The sequence below is a fragment of the Paraglaciecola sp. T6c genome, assembly GCF_000014225.1.
Classification (GTDB): Bacteria; Pseudomonadota; Gammaproteobacteria; order Enterobacterales; family Alteromonadaceae; genus Paraglaciecola; species Paraglaciecola atlantica_A.
In genome coordinates this window covers 3,864,545-3,886,333 of the sequence record NC_008228.1, presented here as the reverse complement: position 1 = coordinate 3,886,333, position 21,789 = coordinate 3,864,545, and the positions used below count along the sequence as shown (strand labels likewise).

The window sequence follows — 21,789 nt, the reverse complement described above, 5'->3', positions numbered from 1 at the left end:
AGCACATAGATCATCATGCACTAGGGCTTTTTTAATTATTTATATTGTCAGGGTTAATTAGTAATAAGCGCTAATTTACAAGCCACCTTAATTTAAGGCCGCTTTTTACCTACCATGCCATCAGACAACTTATCAATTCTGGCTTTTTGTAGCTCATCTGTTAACTGTTCTGCTTCATCAGGTGAATTTAGAATATACGGAATAATCATAATCATCAGCTCAGTTCTATCCTGGGCATTTGAATCTGTACTGAACAACTTACCAATCATTGGTAATCTACCTAATATTGGTACCCCTTGAGTACCTGTACTTGTCGTGGAGGAAATAAGACCACCAAGTAGCACTGAACCTCCATCCCTTAAAGTAACCGTGGTACTGATTTTTCTGTTCAAGATAGTAGGGGAATCGATATCACTCGATGAGGTTTCAGTGGCTTCACTCAACTCTTGAGTAATTTCAATGTCTACAAAGCCTGAAGCGTGTACAGTTGGCTTTACCTCTAACAATACGCCCGTTTTACGATAAGAAATGGTCTGTAATACTACGGCATCTGAATCTGTGGTGCTTTGGCTGTTGGAGGTAATGACCGGAATTTCATTCCCCACATCGATCGACGCTTCACCACCACTTTTTACCATTAACCTTGGCCTGGAACGTATATTGGCCTTCTCGTTTTTATAAAACAGATTCAACATGGCTCGAGTCTGTCCCGCACTGTCTAACGTCATATTAAAGCCGCTGGCGCCAAGCCCTAGACCACCTATGGTGCTGCTTGTAATCCCAAAACGTCCTAATGATGAGTTTGCTAGCCACTCCACACCAGTGTCTTCACTATCGTTTAATTGAACTTCAGCAAGTATTACTTCAACCATAACAGAGGCAGCGGGCTTATCGAGTTTCTTTATTACGGGCAATATCTGCAGCCAATCTTTGCCACTACCACTGTACAATATTGTATTTAATTGCTCATCTACGGCGTAACGTCCTTTTACATCTTCTTCGAGTGCATCGGGATAGTTGGAGGTGCGAGGAGCTGAGTTATTTGAGTTTGTTGTGTTGCTTTTATCTGAATTATTACTTTTATAGTCTGCAACACCCAAGCTATTTAATATATCTACAATATGTGTAGCTTGGGTACTCTGCACAGGGTAACTGAATAAACCTTTATCAACTTTTTTATGCTGCTCGGTTTCTAACGTTTTAGCCCAATCTATAACGTGGTTTAAAACGTTTTCAGATTTTGCGAATACCACTAATTGATTAACTGAACTCAAGGCTAATAGACGAATTGCTGACGCCCCATCGGATTGCCTAACTGCATAGCCTTCCGCTTTCAATACATTTTCTAGGTTATTTGCTAAATCATTTACGTCGCTTAGCGTAGGTCGAATAATACGGCTAAACATGTCTTGCATAGCGGGTTTGTCGAGCAATTTTGCTGCGGCTACGGCTTGTTCTATCGCCCGATTCGGGCCAATAAATATCAAAGCGTTTTGATAAATATCTTCTTTTATCTCAAGCTCTTTTTTTGGAAACATCTGAGAAAGCCAGCTTCGGATCATGGGCGTGGTAACAGACTGAAGAGGATATACATAAAAAAGTGGGCGACTATTAGACGGAACTTCTGGTAGAGTGCGACCACTTATTAATAATGGGGTTTCATTACCAGCATTTTCAGAAAATGAGAATAAAATTGCGTTGTTTTTAATTGATGTTGTGACGCCGTAAGACTTTAATGTTTGAGTAGCGAGCTCGTATAAGTTCTTTTGGTCTACCGCTTGATTGAGGCGCATGGTGACAAGGTCTTCAGCATTCTTCAAACTGGGCTCTATAACAAAATTGAGTCCTAATTGATTACCAAAAATTTCATTAATGTATACAGGGATTGGCATGTTATTGAAGGTGAGACGATTTACCAGCTCACTGCTCAATTCTGGCATAACAGCTTCACGTGCTTTTACTGCAGCTACGTTCGAATTGATATTTGGGGCCGTTAAAACGTCTATTGTTTCTTGAGCTTCGATCGTCTTGTCTAATGGCACATATACATCTGAATCTGGTAGCGTCTTCGGAGGGCGCATGGGTTGGCTGAATATAACGTCATCTTGTTGGGCTGCCTCATATCCTGCTCCTTTCAAGTTAGCGCAACTTGCTAGGCAAGCCGTGATGAGTGCGAGACTCAACTGCCTATTACAGCCGTGAAAAGTAATGGGGTATTTGAAAAACATGAATTATTTGATCCTACGCTTTGCTATTATTCGGTATTGTTATCAAGAATCTGAATAATTGAATAACATCTGGGTATAAGTCTGTTGAGTGTCAGTATTCACCCACTCTACGGTATCCGCATTAATCGCTTCTATGATCCAGCCCTTCAACCAGCCTTCTCCGACCCGGAGCTGAAGTGGCTCCAATGACTCCATACTATTTGCATAAAGTAAAATGGAAGCAGGCTCACCGACGACGATACCAACCACGATGCCATCTGATATTTTTACCTCTGGGGAAGAAGTCGTTGTAACTGAGTCAGCATCAAAAGAGACTTTTTTTTGGTACTGCGGTATCTGGGATAAGACATCAACCCAATCTATTTGATTAAAGGTTTCACTATCAGACAGAGTAAACTCTCGAGGGCCTTTCGTTGAGCCAGCAGATTGGAAATTCATCAGCGGCGAGATAATCGCGCAAAAGCACAGTACCAGCACTGATAGTAATAAAAGCTGCTTAGGCATTGTTTGCCCTTTTATAAATCACGTCGATCACCAAATTTATGCTGTTAGAGGTTTTAGGACTGTATTGAAAAGAGGCGATTCTGGCATGTTTATCTGTGTTGTCAAAGTGTGTTAACAGTTCTATCAGGTTTAGTTCATCGAGCTGCCCTGCTATTTCAACTCTTACTTGCCAAATAACCTGTTTGCTGCCAGCCAATTGTTCAGAACCCAACAGATTAAGGCGTTTACGTTTCAGTAATTTTCCGATGTTTTGTTCTATTTCCGTTAGCGCTTGTGCTTCAGCAACACTTGCAGATGCTGCACTAGGCAGAGACTCCAACCATTCTGAGTAACGACGATTGATAGACGTAATGATGTTTCCATCAATAGTATGCTGCGCTGTTTTCTCTAATCTAGCCAGTAAGTCGAGTTGACTTTGGGTTTGATTGCTTTGTAGGCCTATCTTGTCGGAAAATTGCTTCAACAGCGATATGGCAAGAATACAAATAATGAGTAGCACCATCCACTGCAAACGTTTATTTTGTTGGTATTCAGTAATCAACTGACTTTTCGCTAATTTTTGTATTTGTGTCATTTTACGCTGGCCTCTAACACCCAAGTATTTTCTTTGGCATGGGGGCGAATATTAATTTGGGTCAGAGATTCAGACTGTTCTAGCTCATTGACCAAAGAGGCTATATCTAAATTACTGGCGGAAATTTCAAGTGTCATGGTGCGGTTTTGCCATGTTATAACGTTTGCTTCCCATTCGCCTTGTTGGTTTATTTTACTGGCAAGTGCAGCCAATGTTTCCGGTAAAAAACCGAATTTGCTGTGCCACCTTTGCAATAATAACAGCCCTTCTTGTTGACTCTGTAACTGGCTTTTTTGTGCGAGTTGCTCGCCTAACCTGTCTTGCAGCTCACTGATGTCTTTCTCTGCATTCATTTGCTGTACATTCAAGGTCACATAAGCCGCTCCTTGCCACACCGCCACGCATAAACTCATAAAACAGGCAATGGCAAGCCAAACAGTCGGCTTTTTTAACTGTTGTTCTATTTGCCTGTTTACTGCCCAAGGTTTTCGTTTATCTATCCTAAGAGGCTCTTTTGCATTCAACGTATTCTCTATCGCGCCATTAGGAACGGTATCACAAGCGATTAATAAACCACTATGCCAAGTTTGTTGGTAATGCATATTTTTACCAACAATGACGTGCTCTCCATCGGCGAGCACCGTTTGCATCGCAGTCTCAGGTATACCGTGGAAACGATTTTGACAAACCCAAAGGTGTAAACCGGCTTTGCTTAAATATTGATAGCTGTCCCCATTGACGAAAGGGGAAAGTGCGGCAGATTGCAGCAATGCCCATTGCTCTATTTGATTGCGTTTTAGTTGCTTAGGGTAGGGTTTAAACACAAAGAACGCTTTAGTTTCAGCATCTGACGTTTTTGTGGCTGGCCAAATGAATTGATCAACCCTAGCTAGCATGTTTTCGAATTGTTTTTGTATTTGCTTACTTGAGTGGTTGAATACCAACATAAAAGAACTTCATTAATACTATTTTTGTGGTGTAATATAACCTATTGGTGTCAATAGGTTAATGACTACTTCGGTTTTTTAGCTCGAATATCACTTTACAGCGTTCAGAAATGTATAAACCCTCGAAAGCGCGTTATACAACAAGTACAAGGCATTCATTTGATCAGTAAACTTCATATCGACCCTACCTCTTTGGGTGATAACTTAATGCAGTATCTTGCCCAATCGGTGCCATTAAGCGAAGCCGATGTGCGTTTAGCACATTCTACGGCAAAAGAGTTAAATTGCTCTTTAGCATCAGCCACATCTAGACTTGGCTTGTGTGGTGAAGACACCGTTTTCAGTGCAATAAGCGAGATTATTCAGTGGCCATTAGTCAGTCAAGTTTCTGAATGCCCACACGCAGAACAAGTGCTTGCTGCAAGTGTTAGCTTAGGGTTGAGTATTGACTGGTGTTTAGACCATTCAATATTTCCAGTAGTGAACGAGTCGATAATAGATGTCTATACTGATGATCCCGTGGCCCAATTCCCATTATCAGTGATTAAAGACGTTGCAGGCCAGAGCACTGTGACGTGTAAGTTACTGACGCCTGCTATGGCTGCCGCTATTACCGATGATGCCTCTCGAGAAAGAGCTGTTTCGGAATTATTTGGCAACGCCTCCACTGACATTGCCGCCTTAGCCGAAGAAGCCCCAGTGATTAACCTTGTCAATAGTATCGTTGAGCGGGCAGTGCAGGCAGAATCGTCAGACATTCATATTGAGGCAAGTTCAAAAAATATGCTTGTGCGCTTTCGGGTTGATGGACGTATGGTGGAATTTATGCAACAACCCATGGCGCGATTTCCAGCCATTGCATCACGGATTAAGCTTTTAGCACAATTAGACATTGCCGAGCGACGTTTACCGCAGGATGGCCGCTTTACAGTGCGTGCCAGCAACAAAGAGTTTGATGTGAGGGTGTCCACCGCACCAGATGTACATGGCGAGTCTATTGTAATGCGTTTATTGCCTAAGAAACGCGATGAACTGTCTCTCGACATCTTAGGATTTGAATCTGACCACTTGGCGTTGATACGTGAGTGGGGTGAGCTTAACAACGGTATTGTTTTAGTGACCGGACCAACAGGCTCGGGTAAATCTACCACCTTGTATGGGTTGCTATCAGACATTAAAACAGGCGCCGAGAAAATTGTCACCGTTGAGGACCCGGTAGAATATCAACTTGATGGCATCACGCAGGTACAAGCAAGGCCAGACATTGGCTATACATTTGCTCGAGCGTTGCGGACGTTTTTACGTCAAGATCCTGATGTGATCATGGTAGGGGAAATTCGTGATAAAGAAACCGCCGATATCGCGGTGCAATCTTCACTGACTGGCCATTTGGTGTTGTCTACTTTGCATACCAATGATGCTTGTTCAGTATTTCCACGCTTGACGGACATTGGCGTTGAGCCTTTCATGGTGGCGGCCACTATACAAGGAGTACAAGCCCAGCGCCTAGTGCGTAAACTGTGCTCCCATTGCAGCGAGCCCACCGAAGCGCCTACCTTTCTCGATGAAAAATTAAACCAGGGCGACTGGCGCAAACCCGTTGGTTGTAAGCTGTGTCAAGGGCGCGGCTATCGTGGTCGAATGGGGGTATACGAGTTGGTGCCTGTGAGCTCAGCCATGCGCGATTTAATTACTCACAGTGCACCATTATCTGAAATACGGGCATTAGCGCGACGTTCAGGTAGTCGCTCCTTGTTGGATGATGGTTTATTAAAAGCGTCTCGCGGGGTGACCAGCGTTGAAGAAGTGTTGCGCGTGTGCAGTGTGGAAGAGAGCGAGTTGTGAAATTTAACTATTCTGGGTTAGAAATCGCGTCTAAGCAGCCAATCTCAGGCGAGATTGACGCGGTAAGTCAGCAAGACGCTGTGCGTAAACTCGCAGAACAACGCATCGAGGTGTTTTCCGTTGAAGCGGCGCAACCGCTGGTCAAAAGCAGTCGCCGGGTAAAAGTTACTGATCTAGTCATACCGCTACAAGAGTTGGCCACGCTGACTTCTTCTGGGGTGGCGTTAATCGATGCTATCAAAGCCCTTGGACAAAATAAAGAACACCCCAATTTGGCCAAAGGCTTTATGCTCATGGCCAGTCGAATAGAAGGCGGCGAAAGCTTATCGGCGGCGCTCATGGCTTCTGGTTTACCTTTTCCTCAATATGTTGCTCATCTTGTTAGCGCAGGTGAATTAGGCGGGCAGCTACCCATTGCTCTCACAAATGCATCTGAGCAATTGAATTATGAGCAAGCGATTAAAAACGACGTTCGCGGTGCATTGACGTACCCGTTAGTGCTTATTGGCTCAGGCCTTGCCGCCATGCTGATTATCTTTTTTGCTGTGGTACCTAAGTTTAGCCATTTATTGGACGGTGAAAAAGAGCTCCCTGCGCTGGCTTATTTAGTCTTAACTGCCGGTCAAGCAGTAAATGACTCACCCTATACAGTGTTAGCTTTTATCGTTGGCATCGTAATACTGATAGCGTCGATATTCATGAACCCATCGGTACAGCGCTGGCTAATGGACACCGCGCTAGAGCTGCCTGTGATTGGTCCATGGCTGGCAGAGCAAGACGCGGCGCGCTGGGCGTCGTTGTGTGCTGCTATGCTACAAGCGCGGGTGAATCTTGTGGTGGCCCTAAGACTTGCGGCAGAAAGCTGTGACTTTACTCGGCGTAAAAGCCGTGCCTTGGCCATGGTTAGTGATGTTGAATCAGGGGTGGCATTTACGGATGCTCTTGAGCGCTCTCGCTTGGTGCCTTCAACTTCACTTAATCTAGTCTCAGTAGGGGATAGAACGGGTCAATTAGGTAAAATGCTAACGGCGGTGGCGACACTACATGATACCGCCTGTAAAAGACGTATGAAGCAAGTGCTCACACTGATGGAACCTATCGCTATTTTAATTGTCGGGGTCATTATCGGTGTGATGATTTTAGGGATTGTCTTAGCGATCACAGCGTCGACAGATATTGATATATAAAGGCATATGACTTTAGTCACGTATGTTTTACGCTGCTACGTTTAAAAGTTTATGTACTAGTCCCCTTATTTTTTGAGTTTTATTTTTGAGTTTTGAGGTGCAGTGAGAATGAAAAGGTGTGTAATGAAAAAATGTAGTCAGCAAGGCTTTACCATGATCGAATTGCTTGTGGTGCTGGTTATCTTAGGCTTGCTTGCGGGACTAGTCGGGCCACAGTTTTTTGGCAAAGTGGACAGCGCCAAAGTACGTACAGCCGAAACCCAAGTGAAAATGTTAAAGATGGCAATACAAACCTATCGTCTAGATGTAGGCACATATCCCTCATCTTTAGGTGATTTGCACAGCGCGCCTAATGACGTTAAAAATTATTGGGATGGCCCTTATTTAGACGAAACCTTACCCTTAGACCCTTGGAATAAAAACTACGAATACCGGGTTGACAGCAAAGCAGCCCAGGGTTTTTACCTATACAGTTTAGGAGCTGACGGAGTTGAAGGTGGTGAAGAACTCAATGCCGATATAGGTTACGTACCCAGCGTTTAATATGAACCAGTGCAAGCACAAAAAAGAGAAAAAGCACGGTTTTGCAAATAATTTCGGCTTCACCATGGTTGAACTCCTGGTGACCCTAGTATTACTGGGGTTAATTGCATCAGTGGCCGCCCCCAGCCTAGATTCTTGGCTGCGCAGCCGACAGGCCAATGCGCTGCGTTCAGCCCTAAGCAGCGAGCTTGCTCTACTGCCCATGCAGGCTAATCGTCAGGGCAGCGCAATAACCATCAGCGATGCGAGTCAATTACAAGCACAAGACTTGCAACTTGAATTTTTGGAACCCGTAGTGGTTCTGGCTAACGGCTATTGCAAAGGAGGCCAAATTGCCATAATTCAGAGCGAAAAAGAGCAGAATGATAAACGCGTAAAGTTCGATGTTTTAGCTCCTTATTGCGAGATACGCCGTCATGCTCAAGACTGATAAAGGCTTTTCGCTGGTCGAGGCAATCGTGGCTTTAGTGGTATTGTCTCTGGTTTTTAGTGCGGTATGGGGCTGGTTTGGCACTGCAGCTACCTCAACGTCAAGCATAGAGCGAGCCTTGGGGCTCCCTGAAGTTTTTTCACAATTTAGGGTGAGGTTGGAACTAGAAACGTTACGTGATACTAGCAATGGTGAATACCAGATAGGTCAATATCAAGTAAGGTGGCAGGCAAAAGAAAACCGAAATTCCAAACAAGAAACCTATCGGCGTCAACCCGCTTGGGTTGTGTCTTTGTATGAGGTTGAAGGGCAAATTTCACGGGGCGGTAAAACCATTGACACCTTTACCACTCAATTGGTGCAACAGTGGCGTGACCCTGATTATATTGAATTTAATGGGTAACGCATAATGTCATCTCGTGAGCCTTTTGGCAAAGCTCAGCCGAGGCTGACTCATACAGGCTTTACATTGGTTGAGATGCTGGTGGTAATGGTGATTTTAGCCCTCACTACCAGTTTGTTGACTCAAGGCTTGTCAACTACTTGGCGGAATTTTGAGCGATTATCCGCGAGAGATCTAATGAATTCGTCGGCACAATTACCTATTAATTGGTTTGCCCAAAGTGTTTCAGGGGCCTTACTATATCACCCCGCGAACGTATTGGTGCGTGGTGAGCCTGATGCATATTCATTTGTGTCTTATGCGAGCCCTGATGACGACCTACATATACCTCAAAAGTTAAAATGGCGATTAGCGCCTAAATCTATGCTATCTGAGACTAGAAGTGATATTGACACTTACAAAACTGCTGGCTGGGCGCTGTCTTTCAAATCTGAAACCTCTCAAGAATTCATTGAAATAGCAACTTTTTCAGAGGCCCCCCGTTTTGAGTATTGGAACGGCAAAGCATGGCTCAACGATTTTCAGCCGGATGACGGTCAGTTGCCGGTCGCAATCCGTGTTATGAGTGGCAGTCGTGTTTGGAGCGTTGCTAAGCCAGAGCGACCGGTGAGGGCTGATATTCCGCCGGAACTTCCCTTGTTTGGGAGGTATGAATTTTGATTAAACATAGCAAATACAGGAAAAATAGTGGCGCTGCATTGTTAGCAGTGTTGATAGTTTCTGTGGTTATGGTGATATTATTGGGCGTAGCGACCACTACCTTGAACAGTCGCCTAGCGTTAGCTGATCAATCTAAGCAAATGCTACATGATTTGGCTCAAGTCTACGCAAAAGAAAATCAGCTAACATACCTTATTGCCACGCAAAGGGTAACAGAGGCTGGGCTGAGTCAAGGGACAGAGCCACAAGGTTTATTAAGTGATGATGAAGGTCATTGGTTATATCGAGTGATAGGCGACGAAATCAGAGCCGATGGTGAAACTATCAAACAAGAAGATGGGTTGAGTTTTTCGTTGCAAAACGAGGCTGGGCTTATCCCAATTAACTCGTCGACTCAATACTGGTTAAAGCGATATTTAAGAGATACTGGGTATGACGCAGTACAGCAATCATATTTAGGAGATATACTAGCGGATTACGCTGATGCTGATAATTGGCGTCGCCCGGCAGGCGCAGAGCGCAGCAGTTATAAAGGTAGGCTATTTCAGGAGCCTGCTAATTTTTTGCTTCAAAGCTGCACGGAGTTAAGAAAACTAATGCGTTGGGATGAATTATTGCAGCGCGCTCCTCAATTTTTGACCTTTTGTAGCCTCAGTCGCAGTGAAACAATCAATCTAAATGCGATGCCTATCGCACTGTGGGAGCTTTTTTGGCCAAACAGCGCCAAGAAAGTTGAATCGTTACGTGACCAAGGACGGTGGCTAACCAGTGTATCCGACATGTTTGCAGTAGAGCCTTCTTTATCAGTAGAGATTGACGATTATTTTTCCAGGTTAGGGGGCAGCCAATTCATAGTATTGGTTAAAAAGGGAGCTGTAAGCTCCAACCTCAAAGTAGAACGTGGCCGGGGCTCAGTTGCGCCTTACACAATCAGACGTTATGCAGAGAAACCTTGATCGCTTTGTATCAGCCTTCTCTGGAGTCACTAAATGTGTTCTTGTGACTTGTAAGGTATGTTTAGATATACGTAGGTATGTTAATTCAAAGTCATTTTTTTAAGTCAATTCTTTGACTTTTAGAAGTAAATGTTTGAGTATTGCTGCGTTGTGTCATTCGAGAGTAAAAAAAGAACCTTTCGTTACAACAATATTTTTAGTATGTTAGGCCGCAATTAGTCGAATTTTTGGCTAAGTATTGGTAAGTACAGACAAAATTAGAATAATAAGTTGATTACCACTACCTAGTGTTGTAATTTACGAACTTAGTCGGGTGAATGTTCACCAAGGACTTGGTGGCGATTAGCCACGACGATTTTTAATAAACTATAGTTATTCACTCTTGCAGGAGTTTTTTACATGATAAACAAAAAAATATTAGCCGTAGCCGTTGCTACAGCCTTTTCAGCAAACACATACGCAGCTGTAGATTTAGACGCGGCAGGTACAACTGCTGACCCATACGGAACAGCAGTTTTCGCCTCTGAAGCAATTGAATCAACTGATTTGACAGATGGCCTTTTGGAAGCGGTTAATAATACAAACATTTTAGACGTATCAGCTAGTGTTGGTTTCACTATCGGTAACGGTACGTCAAAATACGTTCGCGTAGCTCTAGGTAACGGTGCTAAATTCGATGCAGTACCTACTCTTACTACTGCTAATGGTACTGCTTCAGTTGCTCAAGGCGGTGACGAAGCAACTTACGTTATTTTCGAAGTTGCTGCTTCAGCTGATATCCCAGCTGCTCAAGCTTACGTAGTTGCCTCTGCTAACTACTTGCTAAATGCTTCTGGTACAACGTCTGTAACTGTTTCAACTTATGAGACTGCTGCTGATGCAGTGAACGAAGTAAACGGTCTATACACTGACACCGCTCCTCTTTCATCAGTTGCTTCAATCGTAACTGGCGAAATCGCTGACGCTAGCTTCTCTACAGCTACTGTAGCGAGTGACTTTAAAGCGTTTGAATTTGGCGCTGGCGCTGATGGTGATGCAGTTTCTGCTGTACTAGGTAACCTTGGTGCGCTTGACGTTACTGGTTACGTTGATGGCACAGCTTACAACCCTGCAGGTGTTGCAGTAACTGCTGCTACTCTACTTACCGCTTCACAAGACGTAACAGTTACTGGTGATTTCAGCTTCGGTGCTTGGACTTTAGATATAACACCTGCTTGTGATGGCGTATCTGATATCGATTTGACTGTTAATGCTGATGAAGACGCTGCAACTGCATCTGCTGTTACTGTTGCTACTAAACAGTACCTATGTGTAACTGTTGATACTACTGAAGTAATCAACAAAGGTTCTTACAGCCTTGAACTTGTAGACGATGAAGTTTCTGACGTAGTAGGTAAAATTGTATATGATACAACTACTATTGAAGTACCTTACTTGACTACATTTAGTGACTACAACCAACGTTTATACATCACTAACTACGGTTCAATTGATGCTGCATACACTATTTCTTTCACATCTGAAGACGGTGTAGAAGCAGTAGCTGGCGACAAAGCAACTGGTATTGTTCCTAAAGGTGAGATGATCGCTATTAAAGCAACTGACATCGTTACTTTAACTGGTAGAACTCGTACTGCTGCAACTCTAGAAGTAGAAGCAGAAGACGAGAACGTTTCAGCTACGACTCAGACTGTAAACGTTGCAGACAAGTCTACTGATACTGTTGTATTAAACTAAGTTTTAATTAACTTAATTTAAAAGCCCTCACATGAGGGCTTTTTTGTGCCCAAAATTTGATATATGAAACCTTTATCTACAAATGATGGTCGCAGAATGTTGTTTGTTCTTATGGATTCAACAAGGATTTGATGTGTCATCTTCTGTAAAACTCATTAGCGGTATTCCTCGCTCCGGCACCACATTGTGCTGTAACTTACTCAATCAGCGTAATGACATGGTGGCGCTACATGAACCAATTAATCCGAGTCTCTTCCCAGATAAATGCACGCCCTTTGAGGCCAGCCATTTAATTGCCAAGCAGATATATCAGTTTGATTTGGCGATTGAAAAAGGACAGCCTTTTAGCCACGGTGATAAGGGCGGCTTGGATATTGATAACCCTGTTGGTAAGCATGCTATTGCTGGCGTGCGCCAAGTGGTCGCTAAGCGCGGGGAAGTGCAATTACCTCCTAGGGATAAAATCAGCTATCACTTGATTGTAAAGCAAAATGCCTTGTTTACTGCGCTTATACCTCAGCTGATTCAGCAGTTTTCAATACTGTGTATTGTGCGTAACCCAGTGGATGTCTTACTGTCTTGGTTTACTGTTGATTTACCGGTGAATCGCGGGCACATACCCGCCGGTGAGCGTTTCGATGAAGCCCTTAGACTTAGCTTGCAGGACAAAGATTGCTTAGGGCGTCAGCTGAGTATTTATCAGTGGTTTATATCGCGCTTTATGCAAAGCGGTTTAACCTGTATTCGCTACGAAGATGTTGTGGCAACTAACGGCGCTGTGTTAGATGAAGCGCTTGCTTTACCTATACAAGCCCGCGAGACGTTATCTGAACAGTCACGAACATTCAGCGCAGCGACCTTGGACACACTAAAAGAGGCAGTACCTCACCTACTGACGTTAGACTGTGGAAAGTATTATAATAAAGACGCTATAGCCACTGCTTTAGAGCGCAAAGGGATAAAGATATAAAGGGTGACTGGCGTAAGTGGGGAAGGATGTCGTCAGAATGTATGCGAAAAAGTGTTCGCGAGCATAAGCCTTTAAGGTGACAAAACCTCAAGGTACAAAGGACGCAACCAATACAATTGAGTTAACGCTTATCTAAGATACGTTGCCAGCGTGTGATGTTTTCTTTTCGTAGTGAGAAATAGCACTTTGCGTAAAATTTCGCGAGAGCATCTGACATACGCGGCTTGAGCTTGTTGCCCACATAGACTTGCTGGGCGGGCACGTTTACAGGTGTCACCCCGATAAACTCGAATATTTGATGCAGCACGTGTTCATGATTTTGTTGTAAGTCTTCTTGATGTAGCACTAATAATTGCTGCCTAGGAATAATGGCCAGTACTCTTTTTAGTTGCGCTGCATAACAGCCTCGCCTCAGATAAGAATGGTGGCGGTAGGGATCATCGAACCCCCAAGGGCCTGATTTTTTGATACCCATAAGCCGAAATGGCTCAAGTAAAAATGCGCCCAACATCGTGCGGTGCTCTTGCCCACGACTGAGTGACATTCGATAGTGAGACGCGGCTCTTTCGATTGGGTCACGCAACAGAATAATAAACTTGGCCTCTGGGTTGTATTGATAGCAGGCCTGCAAGTATTCAGTCCGAAATGCGGTGATGGGCGTAGCGTCACAGCGGATAGCTTGGTCTTGGTAATTTGTTAGCTTTGCGTTATAGCGGTGATGTGCGAAAGCTGTTTTATCTTTGCTGTCGCTAAAATCTGGGTGATCGAATACGTGAGCCTCTTTATGGTCTGCCACATAGACATCAGGGTGTTGATTCAAAAAATGTGCTAATGCGGTGGTTCCTGCCTTTTGCACACCAATAATATGTAGATTAAACAAATTTAGGTGGCTACTTGTATCCATTTATCATCCAGCTGCTTAAAATAGTGAAATTCATCGTCTTATAATCTGTATTATCTGCGATCAAACAGTGGTGCTGATACTGAGAGTCGCACTGGAATAAGCGTTACAAAGACACAGTACAAAACAATATTACCAATAAGGAGCGTTATAGTTTGCCGCGCAAGACCATCGCCTTTCACCGTCACTACCAAGGATACACTGGTGGGCATCAAAAAGTATGTGACTACTTGAAGCATACGCTTGCATGCGGATTATACACACCGACCTTGTATCTGAAAAATGATACAGATGACCAAAGCTCTATTTTCAACAATTTAGCTGATATTGATTATGTAGAACAATACCGGCCTGACCACGCAGATGTGGTTTTTTTGGCCGGTATGGATTGGCAGGCATATCAGCCTTTTTTTGCGTCAGAGCAAATAAAGATCAATTTGGTGCAACATGTTCGCCACGGTGATAAGGCCCATTCTTTATTCCAGTTTTTACGCCACAGAGCGATTCGATTGTGTGTGTCAGATGCGGTAAAACGGGCAATAGAGCCGTTCGCTAATGGCCCATGCTTTACGGTTAACATGGGTCACGATATCCCCAATATACGACTGCCCAAGCGCTACGATTTGTATGTATTAGCCAGTAAACAACCCGCCTTGGGTAGACAACTGCATGACTGGGCTCGGGGCATGGGCTTGCGGGTACTCATTCACGATTCCTTTACCCAGCGGCTAGATATTTATCATGCAATGGCTGAGAGTCAGGTGGTGATTACCTTACCAAATAAAACAGAAGGCTTTTATTTGCCGGGCATTGAAGCCATGGCGTTAGCGGATTGGGTTGTGGTACCTGATTGTATAGCGAGCCGTGAATATAGTTTACCTACAGCGAATATTAGTGCCTGTGAGTTGAGTCTTGTGTCGTGTCAAATCGCTATTTTAAAGGCATTAAAAAGCACTATGTCTTGGACGGCTAGGGTAAATAAGTGGCGAGGCAGAAAACGCGCGGCAAGTTACTGTTTACCAAGCGAAGAGCGTGACTATGGGCGAATTTTGCAGCAACTAAATCATATTTGGTAGAAAGGCGGTTTTTAACCTGTGCATCGCTTGGATTAAAGGCTACTTATTTGACATAATCGGTGCATATTCATCAAACAAGCTCCATTATGCAACCGACTCTATCTATCGTTTCCATTTTTCACAATATGCAACGTGAAGCCAAGCGCACGCTTTTCTCCTTTAGCGCTGAATATCAACAAGGTATCACTGATGTAAACTATGAGGTGATTGCAATCGATAATGCCTCTAGTGAGCCACTCGATAAAGTCGAAGTCGAAGCGCTGGGTGAACACTACTCTTATCACTACTTTAAAACCGATTCAGTGTCACCAGTTGATGCAATTAATTACGGTGCCAGTTTAGCCAAAGGCAAGTACTTAATGGTGTTAATAGACGGTGCGCGTATTTTGAGCCCTGGTGTCATAGCCTCAGCGATGCGTATCGCGCAAGTTTACGATGACCCCTTTATTTACACATTAGGCTTGCATCTTGGGCCTGACATTCAGAATCGCTCGATTGTTGAAGGTTATTGTCAGTCGGTTGAAGATGACTTGCTTACCAACATTGACTGGCAGAACAATGGTTACCGTTTATTTGATATTGCCGCTTTGGCAGGGTCGAGTGCGAAAGGGTTCAGTGGCCCGATAGCAGAAAGTAACTGTTTTATTATGCCTTTGGCTAGTTTTCGGGGGCTCGGCGGGATGAACACCGCTTTTCAAACCCCCGGCGGCGGTTTGGTCAATCTTGATTTCTTCCAACAGGCGTGTCACGCACCCTCAAGCACCCCCATTTTGCTATTAGGGGAGGGCTCATTTCATCAAATCCATGGTGGGGTCGCAACGAATGTGAAACAAGAAGAGCATCCAATGCCTATCTTTGAGGAAGAATATCAGCGCATTTATGGCAAACCTTGGGTAATGGATACCTCTATTTCGCCTACCTACTTTGGTAAGTTGCCGGCTAATTGCCAGCCGTTCTTGGTGGTGTAATGGCTATTAATACACCGCGTTCGTGTGTCGTCGTTTTGGGCATGCACCGCTCTGGCACGTCAGCCTTGGCCAAGACGATTTGTGATATGGGATTCGAGCTGCCATCTGACTCGATGCCTGCTCATCATGTGGATAACCCAAACGGTTATTTTGAAGCGAAAGAACTGGTTCAAATCCATAACCGTTTCTTGGACAGCGTGGGCTTAAAGTGGAATGCCATTGAGCCCATGCCATTGCATGTATTCGATGGGGAAAGCGCCAAGCAGGCCAAAGCAGAATTATCAGCTTTATTGGGCTTTGCCTTTGAACAAAAGCCACAATTGGTGCTAAAAGATCCTCGATTATGTCGCCTTTTCCCCCTGCTTTTGCCCGTGTTAAAAGCGTTAGGCTCGCAGGTTTCTGTCGTGTTCATTGTGCGCGATGTAGATGCGGTTTATCAATCTTTGGCAAAGCGTCAGCATACCCCTGAAATTGCTCCAGCTGCGATTACCGACACGCAGCATGTAGAGCTTTTATGGCTGCGGCATAACCTAGAGGCTGAGCAACATACCAGAGGCGTTAACCGCTTTTGCTTTAGTTATGAAGATTGGTTAAATGATACACAGACGATAAACACAAAAATACGGCACTTTTTGCAAGATACTTTACCCAATGCGAACGTGTTAAGCCCGCCAGTATCAGTCAAAAAACCGCGGCATTATGCACTGTCCGGTAAGCTGTTAACTGATTTAACTCGAGTCAATAGTTCCATTTATGCTGCGCTTGCTGGCCGCGCTTCTATTGACGATATCAATAACTGGTTTGATACGCTTTATGCGGTTTCTAGAACCGCGATACCACAGCAATGCGAAGTGGTTAATCACGCTCCGCCATTTTCGGTGAAACTCGCTGCTTATATTAAACTGTTAACCGCTCAAAGCGCGGTCGATGTGACTCTACTTGGTAACAGTGAGAAGGCAAAGAATGCTTATGTATTTATTAGTGCAACGCCCGCTACCCGCAGTCACATTTACCGTGTTAAAAATCCAGTAGATGCGTTAATTAAAGATGGACAACAGGCTTTTTGGAGCACACCAGAAGGTATGTTGCCTCATGTGAATTTACTCAGTACAGCAAAAAGGGTGATTATTCATCGCTGTGAGTGGAGCCAAGCGTTAGCAAATATTACGCAAGTGTGCAGAGAAAATGATGTATTGGTTAGCTATGACATTGATGATCTAATTATTGATCGAAGCGTTATCGAAGCAGGTTACATTGATTTTATTACCAGACAAAGCCTGCAAGAGAAACAAGCGTGGTTAACCAAAGCTGATAGCTATTATCGCGCTTTAGCCTCGTGTGACGAGGTTCTTTGCAGCACCCCAGCCCTAGCACGACACATTCAAGGTATGGGCCACTCCTGTAAAGTTGTGCCGAATGGTTTTTCCCCCGAGACCCAGCTAATTAGTGAGCATTGGCGACAATATGAAGAGCAATGTTTGCAGCCTGAAAAACGTATTGGATATGCCAGTGGTACACCGACGCATAATGCGGATTTTGCTACTATAGTGCGCCCTTTAGGGATGTGGTTGCGGGAAAATCCGGACTGGACCTTCACTGCCATTGGTTATTTGCAGCTGGATGCGTTGCGTGAAATGGTACCTGAAAAACAAATTGAGTCGCGGCCATTAGTGCAACATTGTAACTTACCGTACGAGTTATCGCGTTTAAACATAAACTTGGTTCCGCTGCAACGTAACCCATTCTGTGATGCTAAAAGTCCACTGAAGTGGTTTGAAGCCGCACTATGCGGCACCCCCTCAATTGTCGCGGACAACCCAACCTATCGACGGATATTTAGTGCAGCTGATACATGTGTTGGTTTGTTGGCAGATAATGAAGGCGACTGGGCAGCGCATATTAATACGTTAGCGACCTCAGCTGAGGCTCGAAAACAGATTGCTAACGCTGCGCGAAAGCGTTGCCACCAGATTTTAAATAGTGCAGTACTTAGTCAGCAATATACATTAGATGGGGAATAATCTACGTATAATATGGAGTGTGTCAACTTTCGATTGTCTGTGATGTTAATGCAAAGGGCTTAATTGTTTGTGCGATGACCTGCTTATCTGTGGGGGTTAAGTTGGCCTTTTCTAAATGTTGGTAAATACTTTGTTGCTCTTCGATAGTTAATGAAAAGCGTTGCTTATGTGGATTTTTAAGTGGTGTTCGCTCGAAGGAAAAAGTTTTCACCACCCATTCAATATCGGGCTGTATGGCGTTGAAAAATTTCTCGCAGGCTATATGGCTAAAAGGAAATGACTCACCCCGCCAGATATGGAATTGCGCATCATCAACCAATTGATCAAAAAAACTGCGCCTCTGGTTTTCGTCATTGGATAATTTATTCGCAAGTAACATGGCCAGTAATGCTGCGCCACCCATTGAGGGGTTTAGGAGCTCTTCCGTTGAAGGTTTGTGATATGGCTCGTTGATAGCTGCACAAAAACGTTGCACTAAAGGCAATTTGCTTTTGAAGGGGACGACTATCAACGGCCTGTTTAACGATTTCCACTTTTCATATACACGCTTGAACTCAAATTCCTGAATGTGGTTTTCCAAATAGGTATCAGGATCCTCGTCAACCCCTGTAGCAGGATCTTTCACCCATTGATTATATAGTGATGCAGCCCTTTCAATTGGATTGCGTAACACTAGAATAAAAATAACCATTAAATCATGCTTGGCGATGGTGGGGGCCAAAGCGTCGATAAGTGCAGGCGTTGCTTCTTCTGAACTTAATAATATGTCTGTTGTGCTAGCGGCAATTTCTTTATCAAGCGCTTCAAGCAACTCACTCCAAGCAGGCACAGCAATAGTACCGTAGTCGTCGATGCCACGTGCGGCGAATGAGAGTTTGTGATGGGCGCCGTCAGTCCACCTGCCTGTTTTAGGGTACAAAAGGCTAGAAGTACCTTGCGCTACGAAATAACCCTGTATTGCACTGGTTGCGGTTTTATGGGGCCCAACATGTATATATAACTTACGTTTCATCTTTTCCCTTTATTAACGTGTCTTGGGCCTATTAGTTACTGCTGTGCATGTTTTTCACGTCGACGAAGACACCTACGCTGGCAAAAATATCGGCAAATCTTTCGCGCGCGTTGCTGGCAGAATAATGGGTTGTGACAATTTTTCGCTCGGCTGCGGCATATTGATTCCAGAGCTTTTCGTTATCGTATAGCTCGATGATTTTTTCTACAGTTGTTTCGGGCGTGTTAGCAATTGAGCAAGATATTTGATCGCTCAGCCCAGTCGCTTCAGCGGCGATATCAGTCAATACGCAAGGTAAATTGTATGCCATGGCCTCGAGAACCTTACCTTTTATCCCTGCGCCAGAAAGCAATGGGGCAACGAACACCTTATGCTGATGGAAAACATCGTCTAGGTTCGCTGCAAAGCCCACGATATTAATGTTTTCACAATCAAGCTTTTTAAGCTCGGGGGGCATCTTACTGCCATACACATTGAGTTTTATATCGGGTCTTTCACTTAGCAATAATGGCATCACTTTTTCAGCTAGATATATTACTGAGTCGATATTAGGTTTATGACCAAAGCCACCTAAAAATGAGATACCGTGTCGTAGGCTGAATTCTGGTCCTTTTGTTTTCTCGTTAAGTACCCACGGAGTGATGTGATAATTCAGTTTTTCCGTAATATGTGAACTGATAACTGCATGTTCCACCGCGTTGTAACACAGAACCGCATCAACTTTTTGACAGATCTCTAATTCTTGGTCACGTGCTTTCGTCTTTTGTTGCTCGGTTTGGGCGGCTCTGAGCTCTCTTAAAAAATGCAGATCCGCATTGTTGAACAAGATAGGTAAGGCTGGATTAATCGACTTGATCCTATCAACAAACTTTTGCGCAACATAATAGCGAGTAATGTAAACCGCATCCATTTCAGGTAGGCGTTGAGTCAGCATTTGTTCCACTGAGGTATAGAATGGTGCATGCAGTACCTCTACCCCCATTTTTTGTAGATCGGTGGTTAGCTCACCCATATGCAAAAAACGGTAATCAGCAAAGGTTACTTTGCACCCAAGTGACTGCATAAGCTTAATTTCTTGCACTGCGGCGTAAGCGCCAGCTTCTTCATTTGGCGAGGGTACAGTGAAGTCCAGAACCAAAACACGTTTTTGAATATTTCGGTCTTTCTCTTGTTGCAAGTTTTCAATTGATTCATGTCCATTGTGTTGAACTGCATCAACCCAACGCCTAGCAAATTTAGTTTGGTTTATGACCTGATTCTGCTTTACGCCCACGTTTATGTCTCTGCCGTGGGTAAGTCCTTCAAAATGAAACACCTCTGAGCTTGGTGTGTAAAGGGTTGAATAGCCCGCTTCTCTTACTCTAAATGCGATGTCTGTGTCTTCAAAATAGGCAGGGGCGTAGTCTTCATTAAATCCTGATACTTGTGTCCATACATCACGTCTAATGCATAATGATGCGCCACTTACATAATCGACGTGACGAACATAGTTGTACTCTGGTTTGTTTGGGTTATCGCCATGCCCGACATTCCATGGTTTACCCGACGACCATACTATTCCACCAGCTTCTTGCAAACTACCGTTTTGATTAAGTAACTTGCTTCCTGTGAGTCCACATTGGCTATGTAAGGTCATTGTTGATACTAACTCGTCTAACCAATGAGAGGTCACTTCCGTGTCATTATTTAGCAAGACGATATATTCGCCTTTACACATCTGAGAGGCTTTATTACAGTTTTTTAAGAACATAAGATTTGAATCGTTACGACAAATTTGTAGATGTTCTATGTATTGTTCAGCCTCATTGGTGCGATCATTTGAGCAATCGTCTGCCAATATGACCTCAAATGAAACGTGATTGTAAGCCAGAATTAATGAAGCAATGCAATGATAGGTTATTGCAAATTGGTTATACGCAGGGATTACAACACTGACTAGAGGGGAATCTGCTTTTGGTAGAGCCAATTGGGGAAATTCGCAGCGATTTTCCCAACCTTCGTTGACAACTTTGTGTGCTAATTGAATATTCTTTATCGCTTCTAAACTTGATGATTGTGCTAGTTGTAATTGAAGGGATTCGTAACGATAAGAAGATTGCGCATTAATACCGATTTGTCGGTGGGCGGGGTGAGCGCTTGTTAGTTTTTCACGTGAGGATACGACTGGATAGAAAGTGATATGCCCTTGCCACAGTGCACGAGAGCTGCCCTCTAATCCTATTGTGATCAGCCGTTCGACGCCATCCATTAATTCAATTGGTGCAGGAATATTGATTTTGCCTGTTTTTACACTCGATTGAGTACTTTGTAAGTGCAAAACTTTATTGCCGGCATTTATTTGGATCCTTGAACTAAGTTTTTCTTTATCGCCTAAAACATCAAAATGTAAATTAAGCGGGTCTCGGTTTCGTAGAGCCAAGGTGATATTTGGTTCTTCTCGAGTAAACTCAAAGGTGTTCCCCGCTGCATAGCTTCCACTTTGATTTCGAAGCCTTAGGGCTAACTTTCCGTACTCAACTAGTTTGTCATCAATAAATATTCTGAATGCCTGAACACCGTCGCCGTAACCTGCATTTTTTAAATCTTGACGAAAAATGCTCGTTTCACCCACTCCCACCACGAGACCATTGACTTCAATTTGAAAGCATTTTGCTGTTGGAAGCGAAGAGTTTTCGTAGTACCAGCCGGACAAAAAACCTGCAGTGTATTGCTCGATTACAAATTGCGCTGTTTCAGACATCCTTTACCTACTTAACTAATGAATTAAAAACCGCTGTAATGTATCATCTCGCCGAAACGTTCAGAAGAACTAACCGGAAATTTTCCC

The 21,789-nt window shown here is 43.9% G+C and carries 19 protein-coding genes; 12 read left to right on the top strand and 7 right to left on the bottom strand.

Going from position 1 to position 21,789, the window contains the following annotated elements; translation table 11 throughout:
- Positions 1-92: 92 nt before the first annotated feature.
- The 4 genes from PATL_RS16600 to PATL_RS16585 are packed head-to-tail and all read right to left on the bottom strand — an operon-like array spanning position 93 to position 4,253.
- Positions 93-2,228, bottom strand: coding sequence for a type II and III secretion system protein (locus PATL_RS16600; protein ID WP_011575972.1), 2,136 nt, complete (start codon positions 2,226-2,228; stop codon positions 93-95).
- A gap of 42 nt (positions 2,229-2,270) precedes the next feature.
- The gene (locus tag PATL_RS16595) at positions 2,271-2,732 is read right to left on the bottom strand and encodes a hypothetical protein (protein WP_011575971.1); all 462 of its coding nucleotides are present in this window, start codon (positions 2,730-2,732) and stop codon (positions 2,271-2,273) included.
- Positions 2,725-3,306, bottom strand: a complete 582-nt coding sequence (locus PATL_RS16590) for a hypothetical protein (protein WP_011575970.1) — start codon at positions 3,304-3,306, stop codon at positions 2,725-2,727. The genes PATL_RS16595 and PATL_RS16590 overlap by 8 nt, the downstream gene beginning before the upstream one ends.
- Positions 3,303-4,253, bottom strand: coding sequence for a hypothetical protein (locus PATL_RS16585; RefSeq protein ID WP_011575969.1), 951 nt, complete (start codon positions 4,251-4,253; stop codon positions 3,303-3,305). Before PATL_RS16585 ends, PATL_RS16590 begins: the two co-directional genes overlap by 4 nt.
- Before the next feature lie 159 nt (positions 4,254-4,412).
- On the opposite strand from PATL_RS16585, the gene PATL_RS16580 reads away from it, so the two are divergent.
- The 9 genes from PATL_RS16580 (at position 4,413) to PATL_RS16540 (ending at position 12,984) form a co-directional block, all read left to right on the top strand.
- Positions 4,413-6,098 carry a GspE/PulE family protein gene (locus PATL_RS16580; RefSeq protein ID WP_232283242.1) on the top strand — a complete coding sequence of 562 codons (1,686 nt, stop codon included), beginning with the start codon at positions 4,413-4,415 and terminating at the stop codon, positions 6,096-6,098.
- The gene (locus tag PATL_RS16575) at positions 6,095-7,285 is read left to right on the top strand and encodes a type II secretion system F family protein (protein ID WP_011575967.1); all 1,191 of its coding nucleotides are present in this window, start codon (positions 6,095-6,097) and stop codon (positions 7,283-7,285) included. Before PATL_RS16580 ends, PATL_RS16575 begins: the two co-directional genes overlap by 4 nt.
- 123 nt (positions 7,286-7,408) lie before the next feature.
- On the top strand, positions 7,409-7,828 hold the full coding sequence (gspG, locus tag PATL_RS16570) for a type II secretion system major pseudopilin GspG (RefSeq protein ID WP_011575966.1): 420 nt from the start codon (positions 7,409-7,411) through the stop codon (positions 7,826-7,828).
- Position 7,829: 1 nt separating this feature from the next.
- On the top strand, positions 7,830-8,258 hold the full coding sequence (locus PATL_RS22255; RefSeq protein ID WP_011575965.1) for a prepilin-type N-terminal cleavage/methylation domain-containing protein: 429 nt from the start codon (positions 7,830-7,832) through the stop codon (positions 8,256-8,258).
- Positions 8,245-8,661: a prepilin-type N-terminal cleavage/methylation domain-containing protein gene (locus PATL_RS16560; RefSeq protein WP_011575964.1), complete on the top strand. Its 417-nt coding sequence runs from the start codon at positions 8,245-8,247 to the stop codon at positions 8,659-8,661. Before PATL_RS22255 ends, PATL_RS16560 begins: the two co-directional genes overlap by 14 nt.
- Positions 8,662-8,667: 6 nt before the next feature.
- Positions 8,668-9,321 carry a PulJ/GspJ family protein gene (locus tag PATL_RS16555; RefSeq protein ID WP_011575963.1) on the top strand — a complete coding sequence of 218 codons (654 nt, stop codon included), beginning with the start codon at positions 8,668-8,670 and terminating at the stop codon, positions 9,319-9,321.
- Positions 9,318-10,277, top strand: coding sequence for a type II secretion system protein GspK (locus tag PATL_RS16550; RefSeq protein ID WP_011575962.1), 960 nt, complete (start codon positions 9,318-9,320; stop codon positions 10,275-10,277). Before PATL_RS16555 ends, PATL_RS16550 begins: the two co-directional genes overlap by 4 nt.
- A 399-nt stretch (positions 10,278-10,676) precedes the next feature.
- Positions 10,677-12,014, top strand: a complete 1,338-nt coding sequence (locus PATL_RS16545; protein WP_011575961.1) for a hypothetical protein — start codon at positions 10,677-10,679, stop codon at positions 12,012-12,014.
- A 133-nt stretch (positions 12,015-12,147) separates the two neighbouring features.
- Positions 12,148-12,984 carry a sulfotransferase domain-containing protein gene (locus PATL_RS16540; protein ID WP_041713986.1) on the top strand — a complete coding sequence of 279 codons (837 nt, stop codon included), beginning with the start codon at positions 12,148-12,150 and terminating at the stop codon, positions 12,982-12,984.
- 121 nt (positions 12,985-13,105) lie between these two features.
- Here PATL_RS16540 and PATL_RS16535 read toward each other — a convergent pair whose 3' ends face one another.
- Entirely contained in the window at positions 13,106-13,888 is a 783-nt protein-coding gene (locus PATL_RS16535) for a sulfotransferase family protein (RefSeq protein WP_011575959.1), read from the bottom strand.
- 152 nt (positions 13,889-14,040) lie between these two features.
- Between PATL_RS16535 and PATL_RS16530 the strand changes: the two genes are divergently transcribed.
- The 3 genes from PATL_RS16530 (at position 14,041) to PATL_RS16520 (ending at position 17,950) form a co-directional block, all read left to right on the top strand.
- Entirely contained in the window at positions 14,041-14,961 is a 921-nt protein-coding gene (locus tag PATL_RS16530; protein ID WP_011575958.1) for a hypothetical protein, read from the top strand.
- An 86-nt stretch (positions 14,962-15,047) separates the two neighbouring features.
- The gene (locus PATL_RS16525) at positions 15,048-15,929 is read left to right on the top strand and encodes a glycosyltransferase family 2 protein (protein WP_011575957.1); all 882 of its coding nucleotides are present in this window, start codon (positions 15,048-15,050) and stop codon (positions 15,927-15,929) included.
- Positions 15,929-17,950: a glycosyltransferase family protein gene (locus PATL_RS16520; protein WP_011575956.1), complete on the top strand. Its 2,022-nt coding sequence runs from the start codon at positions 15,929-15,931 to the stop codon at positions 17,948-17,950. The genes PATL_RS16525 and PATL_RS16520 overlap by 1 nt, the downstream gene beginning before the upstream one ends.
- 22 nt (positions 17,951-17,972) lie before the next feature.
- Here the strand turns inward: PATL_RS16520 and PATL_RS16515 are convergent, their stop codons facing one another.
- On the bottom strand, positions 17,973-18,962 hold the full coding sequence (locus PATL_RS16515) for a hypothetical protein (protein WP_011575955.1): 990 nt from the start codon (positions 18,960-18,962) through the stop codon (positions 17,973-17,975).
- Between the two features lie 31 nt (positions 18,963-18,993).
- Positions 18,994-21,702 (bottom strand): glycosyltransferase, encoded by a 2,709-nt coding sequence (locus tag PATL_RS16510; protein ID WP_011575954.1) that lies wholly within the window; start codon positions 21,700-21,702, stop codon positions 18,994-18,996.
- Between the last annotated feature and the right edge of the window lie 87 nt (positions 21,703-21,789).

What these genes read in the sequence shown, in the direction of transcription:
- gspG (WP_011575966.1), top strand. Translation starts at nt 7,409, where the DNA reads ATGAAAAAATGTAGTCAGCAAGGCTTTACCATGATCGAATTGCTTGTG.
- PATL_RS16515 (WP_011575955.1), bottom strand. Translation starts at nt 18,962, where the DNA reads ATGAAACGTAAGTTATATATACATGTTGGGCCCCATAAAACCGCAACC.
- PATL_RS16555 (WP_011575963.1), top strand. Translation starts at nt 8,668, where the DNA reads ATGTCATCTCGTGAGCCTTTTGGCAAAGCTCAGCCGAGGCTGACTCAT.
- PATL_RS16595 (WP_011575971.1), bottom strand. Translation starts at nt 2,732, where the DNA reads ATGCCTAAGCAGCTTTTATTACTATCAGTGCTGGTACTGTGCTTTTGC.
- PATL_RS16535 (WP_011575959.1), bottom strand. Translation starts at nt 13,888, where the DNA reads ATGGATACAAGTAGCCACCTAAATTTGTTTAATCTACATATTATTGGT.
- PATL_RS16560 (WP_011575964.1), top strand. Translation starts at nt 8,245, where the DNA reads ATGCTCAAGACTGATAAAGGCTTTTCGCTGGTCGAGGCAATCGTGGCT.
- PATL_RS16545 (WP_011575961.1), top strand. Translation starts at nt 10,677, where the DNA reads ATGATAAACAAAAAAATATTAGCCGTAGCCGTTGCTACAGCCTTTTCA.
- PATL_RS16585 (WP_011575969.1), bottom strand. Translation starts at nt 4,253, where the DNA reads ATGTTGGTATTCAACCACTCAAGTAAGCAAATACAAAAACAATTCGAA.
- PATL_RS16510 (WP_011575954.1), bottom strand. Translation starts at nt 21,702, where the DNA reads ATGTCTGAAACAGCGCAATTTGTAATCGAGCAATACACTGCAGGTTTT.
- PATL_RS16590 (WP_011575970.1), bottom strand. Translation starts at nt 3,306, where the DNA reads ATGACACAAATACAAAAATTAGCGAAAAGTCAGTTGATTACTGAATAC.
- PATL_RS16525 (WP_011575957.1), top strand. Translation starts at nt 15,048, where the DNA reads ATGCAACCGACTCTATCTATCGTTTCCATTTTTCACAATATGCAACGT.
- PATL_RS16520 (WP_011575956.1), top strand. Translation starts at nt 15,929, where the DNA reads ATGGCTATTAATACACCGCGTTCGTGTGTCGTCGTTTTGGGCATGCAC.
- PATL_RS16600 (WP_011575972.1), bottom strand. Translation starts at nt 2,228, where the DNA reads ATGTTTTTCAAATACCCCATTACTTTTCACGGCTGTAATAGGCAGTTG.
- PATL_RS22255 (WP_011575965.1), top strand. Translation starts at nt 7,830, where the DNA reads ATGAACCAGTGCAAGCACAAAAAAGAGAAAAAGCACGGTTTTGCAAAT.